General features: G+C 70.5%; 22 protein-coding genes. 6 read left to right on the forward strand and 16 right to left on the reverse strand.

Translation table 11 applies throughout. The annotated features are described in order from the left end of the window. Positions 1 to 56: 56 nt before the first annotated feature. Complete coding sequence (locus tag K377_RS25570) at positions 57 to 623, reverse strand: acyl-CoA thioesterase (RefSeq protein ID WP_111665864.1); 567 nt, start codon at positions 621 to 623, stop codon at positions 57 to 59. A gap of 120 nt (positions 624 to 743) precedes the next feature. On the opposite strand from K377_RS25570, the gene K377_RS25575 reads away from it, so the two are divergent. Next, positions 744 to 2,015: an LCP family protein gene (locus tag K377_RS25575; RefSeq protein ID WP_111665865.1), complete on the forward strand. Its 1,272-nt coding sequence runs from the start codon at positions 744 to 746 to the stop codon at positions 2,013 to 2,015. A 68-nt stretch (positions 2,016 to 2,083) separates the two neighbouring features. Here the strand turns inward: K377_RS25575 and K377_RS25580 are convergent, their stop codons facing one another. After that, positions 2,084 to 3,241 (reverse strand): acyl-CoA dehydrogenase family protein, encoded by a 1,158-nt coding sequence (locus K377_RS25580; protein WP_111665866.1) that lies wholly within the window; start codon positions 3,239 to 3,241, stop codon positions 2,084 to 2,086. A 175-nt stretch (positions 3,242 to 3,416) separates the two neighbouring features. Between K377_RS25580 and K377_RS25585 the strand changes: the two genes are divergently transcribed. Beyond that, positions 3,417 to 4,742 carry a UDP-glucose/GDP-mannose dehydrogenase family protein gene (locus tag K377_RS25585; protein ID WP_111665867.1) on the forward strand — a complete coding sequence of 442 codons (1,326 nt, stop codon included), beginning with the start codon at positions 3,417 to 3,419 and terminating at the stop codon, positions 4,740 to 4,742. A gap of 15 nt (positions 4,743 to 4,757) precedes the next feature. On the opposite strand, the gene K377_RS25590 is transcribed toward K377_RS25585, so the two are convergent. Beyond that, positions 4,758 to 5,267, reverse strand: coding sequence for a CGNR zinc finger domain-containing protein (locus K377_RS25590; protein ID WP_111665868.1), 510 nt, complete (start codon positions 5,265 to 5,267; stop codon positions 4,758 to 4,760). An 88-nt stretch (positions 5,268 to 5,355) separates the two neighbouring features. On the opposite strand from K377_RS25590, the gene K377_RS25595 reads away from it, so the two are divergent. Further along, positions 5,356 to 5,724, forward strand: a complete 369-nt coding sequence (locus tag K377_RS25595; RefSeq protein WP_111665869.1) for a VOC family protein — start codon at positions 5,356 to 5,358, stop codon at positions 5,722 to 5,724. Positions 5,725 to 5,731: 7 nt separating this feature from the next. Here K377_RS25595 and K377_RS25600 read toward each other — a convergent pair whose 3' ends face one another. From K377_RS25600 to K377_RS25615, 4 genes are all read right to left on the reverse strand, one after another. Continuing rightward, the gene (locus K377_RS25600; RefSeq protein ID WP_111665870.1) at positions 5,732 to 6,799 is read right to left on the reverse strand and encodes a membrane dipeptidase; all 1,068 of its coding nucleotides are present in this window, start codon (positions 6,797 to 6,799) and stop codon (positions 5,732 to 5,734) included. Between the two features lie 387 nt (positions 6,800 to 7,186). Then, entirely contained in the window at positions 7,187 to 8,374 is a 1,188-nt protein-coding gene (locus tag K377_RS25605; RefSeq protein ID WP_111665871.1) for a dipeptidase, read from the reverse strand. A gap of 5 nt (positions 8,375 to 8,379) precedes the next feature. Then, positions 8,380 to 8,904: a 5-(carboxyamino)imidazole ribonucleotide mutase gene (gene purE / locus K377_RS25610; RefSeq protein WP_111665872.1), complete on the reverse strand. Its 525-nt coding sequence runs from the start codon at positions 8,902 to 8,904 to the stop codon at positions 8,380 to 8,382. Beyond that, on the reverse strand, positions 8,901 to 10,031 hold the full coding sequence (locus K377_RS25615; RefSeq protein WP_202455427.1) for a 5-(carboxyamino)imidazole ribonucleotide synthase: 1,131 nt from the start codon (positions 10,029 to 10,031) through the stop codon (positions 8,901 to 8,903). Before K377_RS25615 ends, purE begins: the two co-directional genes overlap by 4 nt. Positions 10,032 to 10,237: 206 nt before the next feature. Between K377_RS25615 and K377_RS25620 the strand changes: the two genes are divergently transcribed. After that, positions 10,238 to 10,765 (forward strand): GtrA family protein, encoded by a 528-nt coding sequence (locus tag K377_RS25620; RefSeq protein WP_111665874.1) that lies wholly within the window; start codon positions 10,238 to 10,240, stop codon positions 10,763 to 10,765. 5 nt (positions 10,766 to 10,770) lie between these two features. Here K377_RS25620 and K377_RS25625 read toward each other — a convergent pair whose 3' ends face one another. After that, on the reverse strand, positions 10,771 to 12,039 hold the full coding sequence (locus K377_RS25625; protein ID WP_111665875.1) for an ATP-binding protein: 1,269 nt from the start codon (positions 12,037 to 12,039) through the stop codon (positions 10,771 to 10,773). Between the two features lie 131 nt (positions 12,040 to 12,170). Then, positions 12,171 to 12,848 (reverse strand): response regulator transcription factor, encoded by a 678-nt coding sequence (locus K377_RS25630; protein ID WP_018529729.1) that lies wholly within the window; start codon positions 12,846 to 12,848, stop codon positions 12,171 to 12,173. 495 nt (positions 12,849 to 13,343) lie between these two features. On the opposite strand from K377_RS25630, the gene K377_RS25635 reads away from it, so the two are divergent. Beyond that, a complete protein-coding gene (locus K377_RS25635; RefSeq protein WP_111665876.1) occupies positions 13,344 to 14,837 on the forward strand; it encodes a peptide MFS transporter in 1,494 nt (497 codons plus the stop codon). A 67-nt stretch (positions 14,838 to 14,904) separates the two neighbouring features. Here the strand turns inward: K377_RS25635 and K377_RS25640 are convergent, their stop codons facing one another. The 6 genes from K377_RS25640 to K377_RS25665 form a co-directional block, all read right to left on the reverse strand. Next, entirely contained in the window at positions 14,905 to 16,218 is a 1,314-nt protein-coding gene (locus tag K377_RS25640; RefSeq protein ID WP_202455428.1) for a hypothetical protein, read from the reverse strand. A gap of 38 nt (positions 16,219 to 16,256) precedes the next feature. Beyond that, entirely contained in the window at positions 16,257 to 17,381 is a 1,125-nt protein-coding gene (locus K377_RS25645) for a hypothetical protein (protein ID WP_111665878.1), read from the reverse strand. Continuing rightward, the gene (locus K377_RS25650; protein WP_111665879.1) at positions 17,378 to 18,250 is read right to left on the reverse strand and encodes a hypothetical protein; all 873 of its coding nucleotides are present in this window, start codon (positions 18,248 to 18,250) and stop codon (positions 17,378 to 17,380) included. The genes K377_RS25645 and K377_RS25650 overlap by 4 nt, the downstream gene beginning before the upstream one ends. Positions 18,251 to 18,331: 81 nt before the next feature. Next, the gene (locus tag K377_RS25655) at positions 18,332 to 19,078 is read right to left on the reverse strand and encodes an LPXTG cell wall anchor domain-containing protein (protein ID WP_111665880.1); all 747 of its coding nucleotides are present in this window, start codon (positions 19,076 to 19,078) and stop codon (positions 18,332 to 18,334) included. Positions 19,079 to 19,236: 158 nt separating this feature from the next. Then, positions 19,237 to 19,728 (reverse strand): ATP-binding protein, encoded by a 492-nt coding sequence (locus tag K377_RS25660; RefSeq protein ID WP_111666044.1) that lies wholly within the window; start codon positions 19,726 to 19,728, stop codon positions 19,237 to 19,239. Between the two features lie 245 nt (positions 19,729 to 19,973). Further along, positions 19,974 to 20,345: an STAS domain-containing protein gene (locus K377_RS25665; protein ID WP_111665881.1), complete on the reverse strand. Its 372-nt coding sequence runs from the start codon at positions 20,343 to 20,345 to the stop codon at positions 19,974 to 19,976. Positions 20,346 to 20,609: 264 nt separating this feature from the next. Between K377_RS25665 and K377_RS25670 the strand changes: the two genes are divergently transcribed. Continuing rightward, on the forward strand, positions 20,610 to 21,539 hold the full coding sequence (locus tag K377_RS25670; RefSeq protein WP_111666045.1) for an RNA polymerase sigma factor SigF: 930 nt from the start codon (positions 20,610 to 20,612) through the stop codon (positions 21,537 to 21,539). Between the two features lie 100 nt (positions 21,540 to 21,639). On the opposite strand, the gene K377_RS25675 is transcribed toward K377_RS25670, so the two are convergent. Continuing rightward, the gene (locus K377_RS25675) at positions 21,640 to 22,299 is read right to left on the reverse strand and encodes a DUF4097 family beta strand repeat-containing protein (protein ID WP_111665882.1); all 660 of its coding nucleotides are present in this window, start codon (positions 22,297 to 22,299) and stop codon (positions 21,640 to 21,642) included. Between the last annotated feature and the right edge of the window lie 176 nt (positions 22,300 to 22,475).

Here is a 22,475-nt window from a genome sequence, read left to right on the forward strand (position 1 = left end):
GGTCGCGGGGCTCCGCCCCGGACCCCGCTCCTCAAGCGCCGGAGGGGCTCCATTTACTACAGGTCGTCGTTCAGGCCCTCTGCGATGCGCTTCTCCCGTAGTTCCTTGATCGCCCTGCGGCGGGCCAGGCGGTGCTGGCGGCGGATCTGGGCCTCCTGGTTGCGGCGGCGGTCCTTCTCCGTCTCCATCTCCACCGGAGGGACCGGGCGGGGCTTGCCGTCGGCGTCGACCGCGGCGAAGACCAGGTAGGCGGAGCCGACGCGGGTGGGCGGCGTCGACTCGTTCCAGCGCTCGGCCAGGACGCGGACGCCGATCTCCATGGACGTACGGCCCGTCCAGTTGACCTGGGCGCGGACGTGCACGAGGTCGCCGACGCGGACCGGCTCCATGAAGACCATCTCGTCCATGGAGGCGGTGACGGCGGGACCGCCCGAGTGACGGCCGGCGACGGCGCCCGCGACGTCGTCGACGAGTTTCATGATCACGCCACCGTGGACGGTGCCGAGGAGATTGGTCTCGGCGGCCGTCATGATGTGGCTCAGCGTCGTGCGGGAGGCCGAGACCGGCTTGCCGGGAAGGGTGTCCTCCGGGGCCGCTCCAGGCGATATGGCGTGATCAGTCATGGTTCAACTGTATGGCCCGCCGACCGGGCCGGCCGCCTATGTGTCAGGTCTGCAACAGCCCTGGTCCGATTTCTCACACGCTCTTGTGGGGCACACAGCGGCTCACTGCACACTGTTCCCATGAGCGATTGGCCCGACGGGCGGAGCGACAGGCAGAGCGGCGGCGGCCGCGGCGGATACGGCCGTGGCAGCGGCAGCGCACGCCCCGAGGGAGCCCGCGTCATGCGGCAGGTGCAGCGGGGGCAGGTGCCGCCCCAGCAGCAGCCGCCCGCGTACGACGACGGGTACGGCAACAACCAGGGCGACGGCTACGACAGCGGCTACAACACCGGGCAGGTCTACGGGCAGCCCAGCCGCGCGGGCGGGGGCGGCGGTGACGGGTACGGGCCGCCGACCGGCCGCCCGGCGCGCACCCCGAACTGGCGCAAGCGCATCAAGTGGACGGCGATCACGCTGGTCACGGTGCTCGTGGTGACCAGCGTCGTCACCTACTTCTGGGCCGACTCCAAGCTGAACCGCGACGTCGACCTGTCCAAGGTGATCGACCGGCCCGACGCGGGCGACGGCACGAACTACCTGATCGTCGGCACCGACAGCCGTGAGGGCATGTCCGCCGAGGAGAAGAAGAAGCTGCACACCGGCTCCGCCGAGGGCAAGCGCACGGACACGATGATGATCCTGCACACGGGGAGCAACGGGGACACGCTCGTCTCCCTCCCCCGCGACTCGAACGTCACGATCCCGAGCTTCAAGGGCGCCGAGTCCGGCAAGCTCTACCCGAACACGGGCCGCCAGACGAAGCTGAACGCCGCGTACGCGGAGGACGGCCCCGAGCTGCTGGTGCGCACCGTCGAGTACAACACCGGGCTGCACATCGACCACTACGCGGAGATCGGCTTCGGCGGCTTCGCGGGCATCGTCGACGCGGTCGGCGGGGTCGAGATGAACCTGAAGGAAGGCTTCAAGGACAAGTGGTCCGGCGCCGACTTCAAGGCCGGGAAGCAGACCCTCGACGGACAGCAGGCCCTCGCCTACGTCCGCACCCGGCACGCCTTCGCCGCGTCCGACCTCCAGCGCACCAAGAACCAGCAGGCGTTCCTGGCCGCGCTCGCCCACAAGGTGGCCTCGCCGAGCACCGTCATGAACCCGTTCCGGCTCTACCCGACGCTGGGCGCGGGCCTGGACTCGCTCGTCGTCGACAAGGACATGAGCCTGTGGAACCTGGGCTCGATGTTCATGGCCATGAAGTCCGTCTCCGGCGGTGACGGCAAGTCCATGAACATGCCGACGGCGGGCAGCACCGGCGGCAACCTGCTGTGGGACAAGGCCAAGGTCAAGCAGCTCGTCGAGCAGTTCAACAACGACGAGAAGGTCACCGTGACGGGCAATTAGTACCGTCCTGTACGTGTGAAGGGGCCCCGCCGGTCATCGGCGGGGCCCCTTCACGTACGTACGCGTGGTTACGGCAGGTTGCGCGCCATGACGATGCGCTGGACCTGGTTCGTGCCCTCGTAGATCTGGGTGATCTTGGCGTCGCGCATCATGCGCTCGACCGGGTAGTCACGGGTGTAGCCGTAGCCGCCGAGCAGCTGGACGGCGTCCGTCGTGACCGCCATCGCCGTGTCCGAGGCGAAGCACTTGGCGGCCGCGCCCAGGTAGGTCAGATCGGCGTCGCCGCGCTCGGAGGCGGCCGCGGCCTGGTAGGTCAGGGCGCGGGCGGCGGAGATCTTCATGGCCATGTCGGCGAGCATGAACTGGATGCCCTGGAAGTCGGCGATGGCCTTGCCGAACTGCTTGCGCTCCTGGACGTAGCCCTTGGCGTAGTCGAGGGCGCCCTGCGCGACACCGAGCGCCTGGGCGGCGATCGTGATGCGGGTGTGGTCGAGGGTCTTCATCGCCGTGGCGAAGCCGGTGCCCTCGGCGCCGATCATGCGGTCGGCGGGGATGCGAACGTTGTCGAGGTAGACCTCGCGGGTCGGCGAGCCCTTGATGCCGAGCTTCTTCTCCGGGGCGCCGAAGGAGACACCCTCGTCCGACTTCTCCACGACGAAGGCCGAGATGCCCTTCGAGCGCTTCTCGGGGTCGGTGACCGCCATGACCGTGTAGTACTCGGAGACGCCGGCGTTGGTGATCCAGCGCTTCACGCCGTTGAGCACCCAGTCGTCGCCGTCGCGGACCGCGCGGGTCTTCATGCCCGCCGCGTCGGAACCAGCGTCCGGCTCGCTCAGGCAGTACGAGAACATCCCGTCGCCCTTGGCGAGCGGGCCCAGGTACTTCTTCTTCAGCTCCTCGGAGCCGGAGAGGATGACCGGGAGCGAGCCCAGCTTGTTCACGGCCGGGATGAGGGAGGACGAGACGCAGGCGCGGGCGACCTCCTCGATGACGATGACCGTGGCGAGCGCGTCGGCGCCGGCGCCGCCGTACTCCTCCGGTACGTGCACGGCCGCGAGGTCGGCCGCGACGAGCGCGTCCAGCGCCTCCTGCGGGAAGCGGGCCTCCTCGTCGACCGCGGCCGCGTGCGGGGCGATCTTCGCCTCGGCCAGCGCGCGGACGGTGTCGCGGAGCATGTCGTGCTCCTCGGACGGGCGGTAGAGGTCGAAATCAGCCGATCCGGCCAAGGTTCTCACGCTCCAAGCGACGCTAATTACTGTTAAGTAACCCGAATTTTAGGTGTCTGCCCACGCAGGCGATACGTGAGCTATACGACAGCGGGAATGTGCCCCGTGAGCAGCTCCGGCACGCCCGACTATGCTCAGGCAGCGCAGATCAGCCCCCAGACCTCTGGAGCACCGCATGGCCCCCAAGATCACCGTGATCGGCACCGGCTACCTCGGCGCCACCCACGCCGCGGCCATGGCCGAGCTCGGCTTCGAGGTGCTTGGCCTTGACGTGGTGCCCGAGAAGATCGAGATGCTCACGCGGGGCGAGGTCCCCATGTACGAGCCCGGTCTGGAGGAGATCCTGCGCAAGCACGTCGCCGGGATCGAGGGGTCCAGCGGGCGGCTGCGCTTCACCATGGACTTCGCGGAGGCCGGTGACTTCGGCGATGTGCACTTCGTGTGCGTGAACACCCCGCAGAAGCACGGCGAGTACGCCTGCGACATGAGCTACGTCGACTCCGCCTTCGCCGCGCTCGCCCCGCACCTGCGCGCGGGCGCCCTGGTCGTCGGCAAGTCGACGGTGCCGGTCGGCTCGGCCGCGCGCCTCGCCGAGCTGCTGCCCGAGGGCGTCGAGCTGGCCTGGAACCCGGAGTTCCTGCGCGAGGGCTTCGCCGTCAAGGACACCCTGCACCCGGACCGGATCGTGGTCGGAGTGACCAGCGAGCGGGCGGAGAAGCTGCTGCGCGACGTGTACGCGGGGCCGCTCGCGGAAGGCACCCCGTTCGTCGTCACCGACTTCCCCACCGCCGAGCTGGTGAAGACCGCCGCGAACTCCTTCCTGGCCACCAAGATCTCCTTCATCAACGCCATGGCCGAGGTGTGCGAGGCCGCGGGCGGCGACGTCGTGAAGCTGGCCGAGGCGATCGGCTACGACGAGCGGATCGGCCGCAAGTTCCTGCGGGCCGGCATCGGCTTCGGCGGCGGCTGTCTGCCCAAGGACATCCGGGCGTTCATGGCGCGCGCCGGTGAGCTGGGCGCCGACCAGGCGCTCACCTTCCTGCGCGAGATCGACTCCATCAACATGCGGCGGCGCGGGGCGATGGTCGAGATGGCCCGCGAGGCGCTCGGCGGCGGCCCCTTCCTCGGCAAGCGGGTCGCCGTGCTCGGCGCGACCTTCAAGCCCGACTCGGACGACGTCCGGGACTCGCCCGCGCTGAACGTCGCCGGGCAGATCCACCTCCAGGGCGGCCAGGTGACCGTCTACGACCCCAAGGGCATGGACAACGCGCGCCGTCTCTTCCCGACCCTCGGGTACGCCGAGACGGCCCTCGACGCGGTGCGCGGCGCCGATGTCGTGCTGCACCTCACCGAGTGGCGCGAGTTCCGCGACCTGGACCCGGCGGAGCTGGGCGCCGTCGCCTCGAACCGCCTGATCCTCGACGGGCGCAACGCGCTGGACTCCGCGCTGTGGCGCGCGGCCGGCTGGACGTTCCGCGCGATGGGCCGTCCCGCCGCCTGACCTACGGGCCGCCGCTCAGCGCTGACTCCTCGCGCGATAGCGGCGCATCTTCGCCCGGGCCCCGCAGACCGCCATGTCGCACCAGCGGCCGCGGCCCGCGGGGCTGCGGTCGTAGTACACCCAGTGGCAGTCGTCGGCCTCGCACGCCTTGAGGCGGGACCAGGTGCCGGCCGCGTCGGCCTCCGCGATGGCGGCGGCCACCCGGGAGGCGAGGGCGTCCTCGTCGACCGGGACGAGGCGTGCCGAGCCGTCGTCCGCGTCGACCGCCACCCGCAGCGGCGCCCGCGCCAACAGCTCGTCCAGCGGCGTCACTTCACGGTGCGGGGGATGTCCGGCGTGGGCCAGGCACGCCGCGCGCAGGGATTCGCGCAGCTCGCGGGCGGCGGGCGCGTCGGCCGCCGCGACGCCGAAGGGCGCGCGGCCCTCCGGCGTGTCCAGCGCGTCCGTGCCCGCCTCGGTGTTCAGCGTGTTCACCAGCGCGGCCACGAGGGCCAGGGCACCGGGCGCGGGTTCACGGTCGTTCATGGTTGCGACGTTACCCCCGATGGGGGAGGATGCGGTAACGACAGCGTTACCCCTTCAGCGGTTCTATCGGTAACTCCTTGGAGGAGTCATGGCCATCGCGCGGTTCGGCGCCACCGTCCTGGACTGTCCCCAGCCGCTCGCCCTCGCGGAGTTCTACGCGGCGGTGCTCGGCGGCACCCCCAGCGTGAGCCCCGACGAGAGCGACTGGGTCGACCTGGAGATCCCGGGCGGCCCCGCACTCGCCTTCCAGGAGGCGCCGGGATACGTGGCGCCGCCCTGGCCCTCGCCGAACGGCGCGCAGCAGTTCCACCTCGATGTGCGGGTCGACGACCTGGACGCCGCGGAGAAGGAGATCCTGGCGCTCGGCGCCACGGTCCTGGACAACGAGGACAAGGACCGGTCCTGGCGGGTCTACGCCGACCCGGTGGGACACCCCTTCTGCCTGTGCGCCTGCTGACCGGCCGTCAGGGCCGCGCCGTCGACGGACCTCTGCGCTGCCGGGCGGCCCGGGCGGTGAACTCCGCGACGCGCAGCACCCGTTGGACGTTGCCCCAGGTGAGCAGGGCGAGATGGTCCTCGGGCCAGCCGCGGCTCTGCAGCTCCGCGATCAGCGCCGGGTAGCCGGCGGCGTCGGCGAGGCCCTCGGGGTGCGCGTCCCCGGTGTCGTACATCCCGGACAGGCCGACCGACTCGGGGCCCGCCACCTCGCGTACGTGGTCGAGGTGGTCGGCGACGTCCCGCAGCTCGGGGCCGGTGCGCGCGGCCGAACAGGGCACCAGACACAGGCCCTTGCGCCCACCGAGTTCTGCGAGCAGGTCGTCCGGGACGTTGTCCGGATGGTGGTTGAGGGCGCGGGCACCGGAGCGGGTGAACAGCGCGGGGGCCTTGGACACGGCGAGGGTGCGGGCCGCGGTCGCCCGGGCGGCGCCGGTCAGGTCGACGAGCATGCCGAGCCGGTTCATCTCCCGTACGACTTCTTCGCCGAACCGGGTCAGGCCCTGCTCGCACTCCGCCCAGGAGGCGCCCGCGAGGGTCAGTGCGCGCAGGCCGAGGGTATGCAGGGCGCGCAGGGTGCCCAGGGAGTCGCCGGTGGCGGCGGCCGGGGCCGGGCCGATGACGACGGCGATGCGGCCGTGGGCGCGGGCGTCGGCGGTCTCCGACGCGGAGCGGGCCAGGCGCAGGCCCTCCGGGTAGCGGGCGACGACGTTGTTGATCAGGTCGATCTGTTCCAGGGCCGCCGTGAGCGGGCGGCCCTCGGTCGCGTCGAGGGCCCAGAGCAGGGCGCCGGTGCCGCCTGCGCGCAGGCGTGGCAGGTCGCTCTCGACCGAGGTCTCCCCCAGTTCGAGGTCGTGCCAGGGCCGGGTCCGCAGGGTCTCCGGCAGGCCGGAGTATCCGTCGGCCACGGGGTGCCGGGCCAGGAGGGTGTGGGGGTCGGGGGCGGGTGCGGGGACGGGGACGGAGTGGGTGGGAGCGGGCTGGTCGAGCTCGCCCGCCTCTGCGGGGGCGGTGACTTCGCCCTGTAGGTCTGCCATGGCAGGCTCCGGTAAACGGTGGGACGGCGTTCGATCCACCGTCCCACGCGGTGCCCTGCGGGGCTCGACGGGCTCGGCCAAACGGGGTGCCCCCGCGCTCTGAATCGCGGGCTGCTTGTCAGCCCCGTAAGGGGCGCGGAGCTGTACACATCAGCGCCTCCGGCGCGGGGCGCGGGGCTGTGCACATCAGCGCCTCCGGCGCGGGGCGCGACCAGCCCCGTAAGGGGCGCGGGGAACTGCGCGAGAAGCCCCACCGGGGCGCACCCGCGAACGGCGCCGAGGTGACCGCCCCCTGAAGCGCTCACCCCGCGCCGGGGTGCCGCCTTGCCCACCCTGCCGCCCCAGGCGGCAGATTGCCCAAGGCGGGAGGCGGGCGGGGCGGCAGACCTAGCCGTCGAGTTGGGTCAGCGTCGCGTTCGACGGGCCGCGGCGGGACTGGAGGTCCCGGGAGACGGATTCGGCGGCGCCCAGGACACGGACGGCGTTGCGCCACGTCAGTTTCGACAGGTCGTCGTTCGACCAGCCGCGGTCCAGGAGTTCGGCGATCAGGTTCGGGTAGCCCGAGACGTCGTTCAGGCCGTCCGGGGTGAACGCCGTGCCGTCGTAGTCGCCGCCGATGCCGATGTGATCGACGCCGGCGACCTCGCGCATGTGGTCGAGGTGGTCGGCGACCGTGGACACCGTCGCGACCGGGCGCGGGTTCGTCTCCTCGAACGCGCGGTGCAGCTTCATCGCCGCCGGGGACGAGTCCAGGTGGTGGAAACCGTGCGCGCGCAGGTTCTCGTCGGCGGCCGCGGTCCAGTCGACCGCCGCCTGCAGGACGAACTTCGGCACGAAGGTCGCCATCGCCACTCCCCCGTTGCCGGGCAGCCGCTCCAGGACGTCGTCCGGGATGTTGCGCGGGTGGTCGCAGACGGCCCGCGACGAGGAGTGCGAGAAGATCACCGGCGCCTCGGTGACGTCCAGCGCGGCGCGCATCGTCGTCGCCGCGACGTGCGACAGATCGACGAGCATGCCCTCGCGGTTCATCTCCCGGACCACCTCGCGGCCGAAGGCCGACAGGCCGCCGACCCCGGGCTCGTCCGTCGCGGAGTCCGCCCACGCGATGTTGTCGTTGTGGGTGAGGGTCATGTAGCGCACGCCGAGCGCGTACAACGCCCGTAGCGTGGCGAGGGAGTTGTTGATGGAGTGGCCGCCCTCGGCGCCCTTGAGCGAGGCGATGCGCCCGTCCCGCCGCGCCGCCTCCATGTCGGCGGCCGTCAGCGCCTCGCGCAGATCATCCGGGTACCGCGCGATCAACTGGTCGACGCAGTCGATCTGTTCGAGCGTGGCGCTGACCGCCGCGTCACCCGTCAGATCCGTACGGACGTACACCGACCAGAACTGCGCGCCCACGCCACCGGCCCGCAGCCGCGCCAGGTCGGTGTGCAGGTGCGCGCTCTGGTCGGCGGCGATGTCCCGGGCGTCGATGTCGTAGGTGACCTGCTCGCGCAGCGCCCACGGCAGGTCGTTGTGCCCGTCGACGACGGGGAACTCGGCGAGCAGCTCGCGGGCCCGCTCCGACGACGTACTCATGCCGCTCACTTCCCGAAACCGAAACCGGACCCCGCGCCCTCGGCCTTGGCGCGCAGCCGCTTGCCCTTCTCGGTGGCCTGGTCGTTGAGCTCCTGCTGGAACTCCTTCATGCGGGCGAGGAGGTCCTCGTCGTGCGCGGCGAGGATGCGCGCGGCGAGCAGCCCCGCGTTGCGCGCGCCGCCGACCGAGACGGTCGCGACCGGCACCCCGGCCGGCATCTGCACGATGGACAGCAGGGAGTCCATGCCGTCGAGGTACTTCAGCGGCACCGGGACGCCGATCACCGGGAGCGGCGTCACCGAGGCGAGCATTCCGGGCAGATGTGCGGCGCCGCCCGCGCCCGCGATGATCGCCTTCAGGCCACGCTCGGCGGCGTGCTCGCCGTAGGAGATCATCTCGCGCGGCATGCGGTGCGCGGAGACGACGTCGACCTCGTAGGGGATCTCGAACTCGTCGAGGGCCTTGGCCGCGGCCTCCATGACGGGCCAGTCCGAGTCGGACCCCATCACAATGCCAACCACAGGGCTCATTCGGTGATCGTTCCCCTCAGGTATCCGGCTGCGTGACGAGCGCGGTCCAGTACGTCGTCCAGGTCGTCGCCGTAGGTGTTCACGTGACCGACCTTGCGGCCGGGCTTCACGTCCTTGCCGTACATGTGGATCTTCAGTTGCGGGTCGCGGGCCATGCAGTGCAGGTACGCGCTGTACATGTCCGGGAAGTCGCCGCCGAGGACGTTACCCATGACGGTCCACTTCGCGCGCGGGCGCGGGTCGCCGAGCGGCAGGTCGAGGACCGCGCGCACATGGTTGGCGAACTGCGAGGTGATCGCGCCGTCCTGGGTCCAGTGGCCGGAGTTGTGCGGCCGCATCGCCAGCTCGTTGACCAGAATGCGTCCGTCATGAGTCTCGAACAGCTCCACCGCCAAGTGGCCGACGACGCCGAGCTCCTTGGCGATGCGCAGCGCGAGTTCCTGCGCCTCACCGGCGAGGTCCTCCGCGAGGCCGGGGGCCGGGGCGATGACCGTGTCGCAGACGCCGTCGACCTGCTGGGACTCGACGACGGGGTAGGCGACGGCCTGGCCGTGCGGCGAGCGGACGACGTTGGCCGCCAGCTCCCGCGCGAAGTCGACCTTCTCCTCGGCGAGGACCGGCACGCCCGCCTTGAACGGGTCCTCCGCGTCCGCCGCGGAGCGCACGACCCACACGCCCTTGCCGTCGTAGCCGCCGCGCACGGTCTTGAGGACGACGGGGAAGCCGTCGCCCTCGGAGGAGCCCTCCTCGGCGAAGGCGACCACGTCCGCCGGATCGCGCACGATCCGGTGCCGCGGGCACGGCACGCCGAGCGCCGTGAGCTTCGCGCGCATCTCGCCCTTGTCCTGGGCGTACAGCAGCGCGTCGGGCCCGGGGCGCACGGGGATGCCGTCCGCCTCCAGGGCCCGCAGGTGCTCACTGGGTACGTGTTCGTGGTCGAAAGTGATCACGTCACAGCCGCGCGCGAACTCGCGCAGCGTGTCCAGGTCGCGGTAGTCGCCGACGACGACGTCGCCGACGACCTGTGCCGCGGAATCCTGCGGGGTGTCACTGAGGAGCTTGAATCTGATGCCGAGCGGGATGCCCGCCTCGTGTGTCATACGAGCGAGCTGGCCACCGCCGACCATGCCGACTACCGGAAACGTCACATCCCCAGGGTATCGGCCAAATGACTGGTTCCCACGCGCCCCTCTTTCTGTAGGAAAGAACGAGGTAAGACCATCGACGGCGTCCGCAGGCGCCCACGAGGGGCCGTGGTTAGCATGACTGGGTCGGCTCCTGCCGGAGCCGCGTGACCGAACACACGGGGACGACGGGGGCAGAGGCGACGATTATGAGCGTGACGACCAACCGGCCGGCCAAGGGCCTCGGCGCACTGCGGGTGCGGTTCGCGTCCCTGGCCAGGGAGATCGCCAAGTTCGGCGTCGTCGGCGCCCTGGGCGTCCTCGTGAACTTCGCGGTCTTCAACCTGATGCGGCACGGCACCGACCTCCAGGTGGTGCGGGCCAGTGTGATCGCCACGGTCGTCGCCATCGTCTTCAACTACGTGGGGTTCCGCTACTTCACCTACCGTGACCGCGACAAGAGCGGCCGCGCCAAGGAACTCACGCTGTTCCTGCTGTTCAGCGTGGTCGGCCTGGTGATCGAGAACGGTGTCCTGTACGCGGCGACCTACTGGTTCCACTGGGACAGCTCGCTGCAGAGCAACATCTTCAAGTTCCTCGGCATGGGCCTCGCGACCCTGTTCCGCTTCTGGTCCTACCGCACCTGGGTGTTCCGGGCGCTGCCGGCCAAGGAGGCGGTGGCCAGCGCGGAATCGTTCCTGGACGAACCGGCGCCCCCGGTCCAGCGCATCAAGTAGCGGTCCTAGCGGATCGTCTCGGAATCGCCGGACTGCTTCTTCAGCGGCGTACGGGACAGGAACAGACCGAAGACCGGCGGGCTCGCCTGGAGCATCTCCAGACGGCCGCCGTCGGCCTCGGCGAGGTCGCGGGCGACCGCGAGGCCGATGCCCGTCGAGTTGCGGCCGCTGATGGTCCGCTCGAAGATCCGCGAGCCCAGCTCCGAGGGGACGCCCGGGCCCTCGTCCGTGACCTCGATGACCGCCTGGTTGCCGGTGACGCGGGTGCGCAGGGCGACGGTGCCGCCGCCGTGCATCAGCGAGTTCTCGATCAGCGCCGCGAGTACCTGGGCGACCGCGCCCGGGGTGCCGACCGCCGTGAGGTGGCGCTTCCCGGACGAGACGATGGCGCGGCCCGCGCTGCGGTAGGCGGGGCGCCACTCCTCCAGCTGCTGCTTGATCACCTCGTCGAGATCGAAGGTGACGGCCGAGCCGGTGCGCGGGTCGCGGGCGTTGGTCAGCAGCCGCTCGACGACGTCGGTGAGCCGCTCCACCTGCGTGAGCGCGATCGTCGCCTCCTCCTTCACCTCGGCCAGGTCCTCGGTCATGGTGATCTCCTCCAGGCGCATGGAGAGCGCCGTGAGGGGCGTACGGAGCTGGTGCGAGGCGTCGGCGGCGAGCCGCCGCTCGGCGGTCAGCATGCGGGCGATGCGCTCCGCGGAGCCGTCCAGGACGTCGGCGACCCGGTCCAGCTCGGGCACCCCGTACCGCTTGTGCCGCGGACGCGGGTCGCCGGAGCCCAGGCGCTCCGCCGTGGAGGCCAGATCGGTGAGCGGGGACGCGAGGCGGTTGGCCTGCCGTACGGCGAGCAGCACGGCGGCGACGATGGCGAGCAGCGCCACCCCGGCGATGAGCAGCAGGGTGCGGCCGACCTCGGCGGTCACCTCGGAGCGGGGCTCCTCGACGGTGACCTTCTCGCCCTGCTCCCCGTCGGCGGTGTACTTGATGACCTCGCCGTCCGGGCGGGTGCCGATCTCGATGGGCTTGTCGCCGGGCATCTCGATCAGCGCGTAGCGCTCCCCCGCGACCTGGTTCTTCAGGACGTCGCCGCTGATCAGCTCGTCGCTGAGCATCCGGCTGTCGACGATGGAGGCCAGCCGGATCGCTTCGGACTGCACGCGCTCCTGGGCGCTGTTCGTGATGGTCCGGGTCTCCACGATGACGAGGGAGATCCCGAACACGGCGATCACGACCAGAACGACGGCGAGCGTGGAATTGATCAGTCGGCGGCGCATGGCTCCAGTGTCCCGGATCCGGTGGGCGCCCCCTCAGGGGCGCGGGGAACTGCGCGAGCAACCGCACACGACCGGCGGCCGGACCCGGAGATCAGCCCCTACGGCGCGAAGACCCCGGGGCCCGAGCGGCCTCAGCTCTTCTCGAACCTGAAGCCCACGCCGCGCACGGTGGCGATATAACGAGGATTCGCGGCGTCGTCGCCCAGCTTCTTGCGGAGCCACGAGATGTGCATGTCCAGGGTCTTGGTCGAGGACCACCAGGTGGTGTCCCAGACCTCGCGCATCAGCTGGTCGCGGGTCACGACCCGGCCCGCGTCCCGCACGAGCACCCGCAGCAGGTCGAACTCCTTGGCGGTGAGCTGGAGCTCCTCGTCGCCCATCCAGGCCCGGTGCGACTCGACGTCGATCCGGACGCCGTGGGTGGCCGGGGCCTCCTTGGGCTCGGCGGCGCCGCGCCGCAGCAGCGCCCGGACCCGGGCCAGCAGCTCGGCGAGGCGGAACGGCTTCGTCACGTAGTCGTCGGCGCCGGCGTCGAGGCCGACGACCGTGTCCACCTCGTCGGCGCGCGCGGTCAGGATCAGGATCGGCACCGTGTGGCCCTCGGCGCGCAGCCGGCGGGCCACCTCCAGTCCGTCCATCCCGGGCAGGCCGAGGTCGAGGACGACGAGGTCGATGCTTCCCTGCAGTCCGGCGTCGAGGGCGGTGGGTCCGTCCTCGCGCACTTCCACCTCGTAACCCTCCCGGCGCAGGGCGCGGGCCAGCGGCTCCGAGATGGACGCGTCGTCCTCGGCGAGCAGTACACGGGTCATGGGGTGATGGTAGTCCGCGTCGGACGAGGGCCGTGGGGTGATCCGCCGGTACGGGACCGAGACCGGGTCCGCGAGGGGCCCCGGCGAAAGCGGAGTCATGACCTCCGCGATTACGTCATCCGACTTCGAAGTGCGATCCTGGGGAAAACCTTGGAATCAGCAGAACGGTTCCGTCCGGACCTGTGATCCATCTCTCAAGTCCTTCCATATGCCGCACTGTCGTGTCGTATGGTGACCAAACGCCTGATGCACTACTGGGGGACCTTTGGAGCGCACTGCGCCCGAAGGTCCTTTTCATGTGCGGTCAAAAGCAATGACCTGTGGCCGGGCCCCGAGACACGTGACGAAGCGTGGACGGGGTGTGGATCCCGGGCCCCGCTGTGACACCTCTTCCCTCGGGCGTGGAGAGGTCGGCGGGACTCCGGTGCCGGCCGCCCCCCACCGGGCGCTCAGCCGCTGTGCGGCGCGCGTCCCGACACCCCACAAGGATCGACCATGGCGTCCAGCCTGACGAAGGACTCGGCCAGTACCCCTGGCTTCGAGAAGACCTTCTTCGGCCACCCCCGCGGACTGGCCACTCTCTTCATGACCGAGATGTGGGAGCGCTTCAGCTTCTACGGCATGAAGGCCCTGCTCCCGCTGTATCTGATCGCTCCCGGCGGGCTGCACATGAACCCCGCCACGGCCACGGCGATCTACTCGGTCTACATGTCCATGGTCTACCTGCTCGCCATGCCCGGCGGCTGGGTCGCCGACCGGTTCTGGGGTCCCCGCAAGACGGTGGCCATCGGCGCCTCCATCGTGATCCTCGGCCACATCACACTGGCCCTGCCCAGCGCGGGTTCGTTCTTCGCGGGTCTGGCGCTGGTGGCGCTCGGCTCGGGTCTGCTGAAGGCCAACATCTCCACGATGGTCGGCCACCTGTACAAGGGCCCCGAGGACCCGCGCCGCGACAGTGGCTTCACGGTCTTCTACATCGGCATCAACGTGGGCGCCTTCCTCGCGCCGCTGACCATCGGCACCGTCGGTGAGAACGTCAACTGGCACTTCGGCTTCGCGCTCGCCGCGATCGGCATGGCCCTGGGCCTGGCCCAGTTCCTGCTCGGCAGCCGTCACCTGAGCTCCGAGAGCGACATCGTCACCAAGCCCGCCACGGCGCAGGAGAAGGCGAAGACGCTCCGCACCAGCCTGATCTGGGCGGCCGTCGCCGCGGTCTTCTACGTGATCGTGGTTGCCACCGGCACGTACACGCTGAACTGGATCCTGGTCCCGCTGACCCTGATCGGCCTGATCATCCCGGTCGCCGTGCTGTACCGGATGAAGACCGACAAGGAGCTGACGGGCGAGGAGCGGTCGAAGCTCTCCGGCTACATCTGGTTCTTCGTCGTCGCCGCCATCTTCTGGATGATCTACGACCAGAACGGCTCGACGCTGTCGATCTTCGGCGAGAACTCGACGACGAACTCCCTGCTCGGGTTCGACTTCCCGACGTCCTGGTACCAGTCGCTGAACCCGATCTTCATCATGGCGCTGGCCCCCGTGGTCGCCTCCGCCTGGATCTGGCTGAACAAGCGCGGCAAGGAGCCGAGCACGGCGGTCAAGTTCGCGTCGTCGCTGGTCCTGATGGGCATCTCCTTCGCCGTCTTCCTGATCCCGCTGATCGACACCGCAGCCAACGGCGGCAAGGTCTCCCCGATGTGGCTGGTGGCGATCTACTTCATCCAGACCGTCGGCGAGCTGTGCCTCTCCCCGGTCGGCCTGTCGGTCACGACGAAGATGGCCCCGGCGAAGTACAGCGCGCAGATGATGGGTGTCTGGTTCCTCGCGGTCACCGCGGGCGACTCCGTCACCGGTCTGCTCTCCACCGCCGGCGTCGACCTGAACACGAAGGGAGCGGTCGCCATCGAGGTGGCCCTCGCCGTCGTCGCCGGTGTCGGCATCTGGATGTACCGCAAGAAGGTCAAGCAGCTCATGGGCTCGGTCAACTGACCCGACCCGCACCCGAAGGGGCCCGGTCCGCACCACACGGTGCGGGCCGGGCCCCTTCCGCTGGCCGCTACCTCCTGGCCGCCCGCCGCTTCGGCAGGAACGTGAAGACCGCGCCGCCCAGCAGGATCACCGTGCCGGCCACCAGGCCGAGGGCGCGCAGGGCGCCGTCGTTCGAGGCGCCGGTCTCGGCGAGGCCGCCGCTCGCGGCCGAGCCGCCCGCCGCCGAGCCGGAGGCCGAACCGCCCGCCGAGCCCGAGCCGGAGCCCGAGGCGCCGCCCTCCACGGCCGTGGTGTCGATCTCCAGGGAGACCGCGTTCGTGGTCGGCGTGCAGGTGGTGGTCGTGCCCAGCGCCTCCACGATGAGGACGCCCGGGGACAGCGTCGACTTGCCGTCGGCGCCCGGCTTGTAGGTGCCGGTCAGGTCCGGGATCTCGATCGGGGCGCCGGACTTGATGGCCTCCTTGTTCGTGGGTCCCTCCACATGGACGGTGCCCTTGTCGGCGCCGCCCAGCTTCACCTCCATCGACGGCTTGACCGAGTCGGCCGGGATGTCGGCCGGGCTGTCCATCACGGACTTCTTGAACTGGACGGTGAGGGCGTAGTTCCCGCCGTCCTTCTTGGCGTTGATCTGCACCGGGGACGTGGCGTTCTTGTCGCCGATGGGGGTCTTGCAGGCGTACGGGATCGAGACCTCCTTGCCGGTGAGGTCGGTCTGCCCGCCGGAGCCGCCGCTCGTGCCTCCGGTGTCGGTGGACCCCGTCGTGCCGGACGTCGTCGTACCGCCGCTGTCCGTGGTCCCCCCGGAGTCGGTGGTGCCGCCCGAACCGGTGGTGCCGCCGTTGGACCCGCTCGTGGTGCCGCCGCCCGAACTCCCGCCGCCGTCCGTGACCTTGATGGTCGCGCCGGGCTTCACCGTCTCCTTCGGCGAGCACTTGGTGTCCGTCGAGATGGGCTTGTTGACGTTGATGTTGTACGCGTCCGGGGTCAGCGTCACATCACCGGCCGCGGTCAGCTTGACCTTGCCCGTCATCGTGGACAGCTTCATCGCGCTGTTCTTGGGGATCGCCGGGTTCTCCCGCGGCCCGGTCATCGAGATGTTCCCGGTCTGCGCCCCGGCCGCCTTCAGCGTGCCGGTGGGCTGCACGGTGTTCGCGTCGAGATCGAGGACGTCCGGGTTCTTGGAAGCGGCCTGCACGAACTTCCAGGTCACCTCGACCTCGTCGCCGACCTTCGCCGTCGCGGGCGCGGTCAGCTCCACCTGCGTGGTGCCCTCGACGGGATCGAGGCCGGAGATCGCGGGCGGGATGCACTCGGTCTTGTACGAGACTTCTGCGGCCTGCGCGGGGGACGCGAGGAACAGCAGTCCCGCCCCGCCGAGCATCAGGGCGACGCCGGCCGCGCTCACTCTCCGTTGGGTGGTCACGGGTTTCCTTTCGTCGTCGGGCTGTGGTCGGACGGTGCGGAGAGCTGCCCGGCCTCCGGAGCGCCGGGACCGGTGTCCGGGGCGAACCAGGGCAGGGTGTTCGTGGTGGTCGCGTCCGCCGACGGCCCGGGGGGCCTGTCGGACGGCGGCGGATCCTGCTGAGGGAGCCTCAGCTTCGGCATACGGACGGTGAGTTCGGCGAGCCGCTGCCCGCGGTGACGGCCCTGCGCCCCGTACCGGTCACGCGGCCTGACCCGGTCCACGACCGCCATGCCGATCCGGAAGACGGCGGCCGGGACGACGACGCAGAGCAGGATCCAGAAGAGCGTCACGCCCCACGGGCGGCCCACGCCCCAGGGCTGCTCGGCGAGGACCTTCCCGCCGTACTTCAGGGACACCAGATAGCTGCCGTGGTCGCCGGCCGTCAGCTCCACGGGCAGCTTGATCTGCGCCTTGCGGCCCGGCTCGACGGTGCCGCGCCACTGCTGCTCCTCCCACTGCGGCGCGAACACGCCGTGGGAGGTGCCGACTTGGAAGACCGGGTCCTTGACCGGGGCCGAACCGACGTTGCCGACGGTGAAGACGAACGAGCGCGAGGGCGGCGCCCCGAACCAGGTGAGGATGCCGCTCGAACCGTCGAGCCGGGTGTCGGTGACCATGGACAGCTGCCCGGTGCCGGACTCCTTCGGCAGCGCCTTCACCGGATGCCCGGCGACCTGGAAGGCGGCGTCCGCCTGCGCCTTCGGGCCGGTCGCGGTCGCCACGTGCACGACGCAGGGACAGGCGGCGGGCGGCTCGGCCACCGGCAGCTTCTTGCTGAAGGTGCCCGAGGCGTCGGTGGTGACGGCGAGCCCGTCCGCGTTGGCACAGGAGTTGGTGCCGCCGACGACCCCGCGCTCCGGGGTCGCCTGCCCGCAGACGAGGAGCATGAGCAGCGCCTTCGGACCCCACCCCGCGCCCTTCACGGTGATCGAACCACCCGTTCCGGCCTGGGACTTGGAGAGCGTGACGGTGGGCTTGCCGTCGGCGGCCGACGCCCAGGGAGCGGCGCCCGCCACCAGCGCGGCGACGAGGGCCAGGACGGTCAGCAGCCGCGGTGCGCGGGCGCTGCGGCGGTTCATGTGGTTCCTCCTCGGTCCCTTCGGTCCCTGTGGGTGCGTACGTACCAGTAGGCGGCGCAGCCCGCGCCCGCGAGCACCGCGAGGGCGCCGCCGAGCACGCCCCACGGCACGAACCGGGCGGTCGTCGTGGCCGAGTCCGCCGCGCCGCCGCCCGCGGTGACCGTCACCTTCACGTCGACCGAGTCCAGCGCGGGCGCGCCGGGCCAGGGCTCGGTGAGCGTCACGCGGCGGCCCGGGAGCAGCTCGACCGGCAGGGTGCGGGCACGGCGGTCGAGGACGCTGCCGAAGACTCCGTCGGCCCGCACGGCCAGGCGGGGGGTGAGCGTGGTGTTGCCGCGGTTCACCACGTCGTACGCGATGGAGTCGCCGTCCTTCACGCGGACGTGCTCGACGGTGAGCGCGGCGAGGGTGGGTCCGCCGACCCGCAGCCGGACGCTGACCCCGGCGTCCCGGCCGCCGCCGCTCGCCACGATCGCGCCCGGGTGGTCGCCCGGGGTGGCGCCCGCGGGGACGGTCACCGTGAAGGGGACCTCGGCGCGGGTGCGGGCCGGGATCTTCACGTTCTTCTCGGCGAACGTGATCCAGGCGCCGGTGTCCTTCGCCTTGTTGCGCAGGTCGAGGGTGCCGTCGGTGCGGTTGTCGGCGTCGGCGCCGCGCAGGGTGACGCGCAGCGGCTTCTTGGTGGGGTTGGTGACGGCCACCTTGTCCTCCAGGACGGTGCCGGGGGTGCCCTCCGCATAGATGTAGGGCCGGCCGTCGTCGGTCGCCGGGCGGGTGCCGGCGCCGGCCGACGGGGCGATGGTCCATTGCGGCTGGGCCGCAGTCGCCGGCGCCGCGGTGCCGCCCCACATCAGTAGGGCGGCACCCATGAGCGCCCACGCGCCGTAGGAGCCTCGGTTTCGTCTGCGAGTGCGGCTCATATGTGGTTGCTCGCGCAGTTCCCCGCGCCCCTAGCGGGGCGCCTGCTGGCGGCGACGAGTCAGCCACAGGGTCCCGGCCGCTCCGGCGAGGAGCACCGTGGCGCCGAGGGTGCCCAGGGCTATCGCTGAGTCCTCCGGGCCCGTCTGGGGGAGCTGGCTGCCGCCCGATGACGACGAGGAGGAGGACGATCCGGAGCCGGTCGAGCCGGAGCCGGAGGAGCCGGTCGAGCCCGAGGAGCCCGAACCGCCGCTGCCGCCCGCGGCCTTCACGTCGAGTTCCAGGGACGGCTTCGGGTTGTTCGACGGGGTGCAGGTCGTCGTCGTGCCCAGCGCCTTGATGGTCAGCACGCCCGCCGTGAACGTCACCTTGCCGCTCTTCTTCGGCGTGTACGTGCCGCTCAGGTCACTGATCTTGATCGGCGAGTTGGCGGGGATCGCCTCCGAGTTCGGCGGTCCCGAGACGGCCAGCTGCCCGGTCTCCGCGCCGCCCAGCTTGATGACGGCGCTCGGCTTCATGGCGCCCTTGCCGAGCTCGACCGGGCTGGAGGAGACGCCCTTCTGGAAGGACATCGTGATCTTGTAGCCGCTGCCGCTCTTGACCGACTTCATGTCGATCGGGGAGACGGCTCCCTTGTCGCCGATCGGCGTTTTGCACTGGTAATTGACGTCCTGCACCGTGGCCGAAGCGGTGGGGGCGGCCATCAGCACCGCCGAGCCGGCCAGGGCCGCGCTGAGCGCGTACGCGGCGGTTCGTTTCTGGTACGTGCGGTACGACACCTTGAAATCCCTTCACACCGACGGTTACTGACGGTTCATCAGATGCGGGTGGCTCAAGGTACGCCGGGGACCTTGCCGAGGGAAGACAAAGAGCACGCCGGATCGAAGACGATCCGGCGTGCTCGGAGAACACGGACGGGACGGGCCCGCGCGGCGGGTCAGGCGGGGGCGCCGACCTCGGCCCACACGGTCTTGCCGGTGACCCCGGGGGTGCGCACGACGCCCCAGTCGAGGCAGAGGCGCTGCACGATGAACATGCCGTGGCCGCCGGGGCGGCCCGCGCGGTGCGGGGTGCGGGGGGCCGGCTCGCCCGCGCCGCGGTCGGTGACCTCGATGCGCAGCACCTTGTTGGCCGGGGAGTCCCCGTAGAACAGGGCGATCTCGTCCGGGCCCTCGGCGTGCAGGCAGGCGTTGGTGACCAGCTCGGAGACGACGAGCAGCACGTCCTCCGCGGCGGCGCGGCGGTCCGCGGTCGCGGCCGGCAGCCAGCCCCAGGCGTGCAGCGCCTCCCGGGTGAAGTCGCGGGCCAGCGGCACGATGCCGCTCTCACCGCCCAGGCTCAGCCTGCGGACCCGACGGCTCTCGGCGTCCGGCTCGTCGCCGGATCCGGGGCCGTGGTCGCCCGGCGAGTAGGGCCGGGTGGCGCTCATCAGCACTTCACCTCACCGATTCACCAATGTCAGCTTCAAAGTTCAGGGATATCAGGGGTAGGAGTCGGGACGCCCGTGTCGGTTACGCCGTGTTGTCGGTCGGGGGTCTCCTGCCCGGAGGGGCGGTGAGAACACCCCTCACTTCGATGGAGACCTTGTGACGCTGGTAACGCCTCGATCACGTAGAGACAACTGGAGCGTAACTTCTGCGTCCCGGGCGTGCGCGCCCTTTCGGAGCCTTCGCATCACTCCGCGGCGAGCGCCGCTTCCAGTGATTCGTGCACGGTAAAAACGGCCTCCGCGCCGGTGATCTCGAAGACCCGGGCCACCACCGGCAGCATCCCGGCCAGATGGACTCCGCCGCCCGCGGCCTCGGCCTTGAGGCGGGCACCGAGCAGGACGTTCAGCCCGGTCGAGTCGCAGAACTCCAGGCGCGAACAGTCGACGATCAGCCGGGAAAGTCCGTTCGCGAGGCATTCATCCAGGGGTTCGCGCAGCAGATCGGCGGTGTGGTGATCCAACTCACCCGCCGGTGTCACCACGGCGCTGGAACCCTCCTGGCGCACCTCGACCAGAAGCCGGCCCCTATTGGCGCTGCCGACTGTCCCGCGGTCCATGACGACCCTCTCCCGCTCAAGCTCTGCACTGCTTACGACGTGCGGTTGACGCCCTCGAACACTACGCCTTCCCTACGCGTCCCGGTACCCGAACAACCCCTAGGAACCGGACATTTCACCATCAAGCGCACTTGCGGCCCGATGTGGAAAACGGGTAGGCCTAGTAAGGACACCAATCGACACGGCCGGCTTTGGAGGCGCCGCACACCGCACAGTGCACGTATTGGCATCGGCAGCCATATGCCGAGAACGATGGAGGACATCATGTCACCCCGGCTCGACGCATCGCGTACTGACCAGGCGTCGTCGACTCTCCCCCCGGAACCCCGCGCCGACGCCGACGCCACCGCTTCGGACGCTTCCGGCACCGCGACGGACTCCCTGGAAGGGCTCGACGGCCTGCCGGAGATCCCCCCGTTTGACGAAGTCGCCCCACTCGACGCCCGAGCGCTCTCCAAGACGCTCTTCGAGCGTCTCGAGTCCCTCGAAGAGGGCACCCACGACTTTTCCTATGTCCGCAACACCCTGGTCGAGCTCAATCTCGCCCTGGTGAAGTTCGCGGCCTCCCGGTTCCGCTCCCGCAGCGAGCCGATGGAGGACATCATCCAGGTCGGCACCATCGGCCTGATCAAGGCGATCGACCGCTTCGAGCTGAGCCGAGGCGTCGAGTTCCCCACCTTCGCGATGCCAACCATCGTCGGTGAGATCAAGCGCTTCTTCCGCGACACCTCCTGGTCGGTGCGCGTACCGCGGCGCCTTCAGGAACTCCGCCTCGACCTCGCCAAGGCGGGCGACGAACTCGCCCAGCAGCTCGACCGCGCGCCGACGGTGGGCGAGCTCGCCGAACGCCTGGGCCTGTCGAACGAAGAGGTCGTCGAGGGCATGGCGGCGTCCAACGCCTACACCGCCAGCTCGCTCGACGCCCAGCCCGAGGAGGACGACTCCGAGGGCGCCCTCGCGGACCGCATCGGTTACGAGGACCACGGCCTGGAGGGCATCGAGTACGTCGAGTCCCTCAAGCCGCTGATCGCCGAACTCCCGGCGCGCGACCGCAAGATCCTGTCCTTGCGCTTCGTGGCGAACATGACCCAGTCGGAGATCGGCGAAGAGCTGGGAATCTCGCAGATGCACGTGTCGCGACTGCTGTCGCGCACCTTGGTACGCCTGCGCAAGGGGCTGACGGTGGAGGAGTGAGCCCGCCCTCCGGCCCCTTAGAACGGTTCCTCGTGGAAACGGGTCCGTCTCCCTGATCCCCGGGAGACGGACCCGTTTCGCGTGCGCCCACCGGGCGCGGTCAGACGGCGCGGGCGGTGATGTCGCCGTAGGACGTGGTCGCCGTGACGGTCAGGGCGGGGGTGCCGTCGTTCTTGAGGGAGTTGTTCACCCGGCCGAACGCGGTGGTCGCGTCCAGAGTGGCGGAGCCCGCGGCGGCGACGGTGATGTCGCCCTTCTGCGTGCTCAGCGCGAGCCGGCCCGCGGTGGCCTCGGAGACCGTCAGGTCGCCGCGCTGGGTGGACAGTTCGCCGCCCTTCGTGAGGCGGCCGATCGTGACGGCGCCGTCCTGGAGGCCGATCCGGGCGCTCGCGGCCTCGGCGAGCGAGACCGGGCCCAGGGCGCTCTCGACGACGACGTCACCGAGCGGGCCGGATCCGGTCACCTCACCGGCGGCGCCCGTGACCTCGACACCGGAGCCGGCGGGCAGCGCGACGGTGATCTCGACGGAGCCGGACGAGCCGAGGGCCCGGTTCTTCGCCTCGGGGGCGGCGATCCGCAGCACCCCGTCGGCGTAGACCGCGGTGATCTCCCCGGCCGCCTGCACGTCGCGGCTCTTGGCGGCGTTCGCGGGCCGGACGTCGACGGTGGTGTCGGCGCGGTCCGCGGCGACGATCTCGATGCGGGTGGCGGGGACGGCGAGAACGGCGGTGATCTGGGCGGGGGTGGCGAAGGTCTGCATGGTTTTCTCCTGGGAATCGTTGTTTCCGTTGAGAGAAACGCTACGTTGCGTTCGCGGATTCATCAATGTCTTCGTTGCCGTTGTGCGACTAAATAGCAGGTCAGGCGAGGGAATTCGTTGCACTCGGGTTGTGGGTTAACGCAATGACGACTCTGATTTCATTGCAATGGCTGCTG

Source organism: Streptomyces sp. PsTaAH-137 (genome assembly GCF_003259365.1).
Lineage (GTDB): Bacteria > Actinomycetota > Actinomycetes > Streptomycetales > Streptomycetaceae > Streptomyces.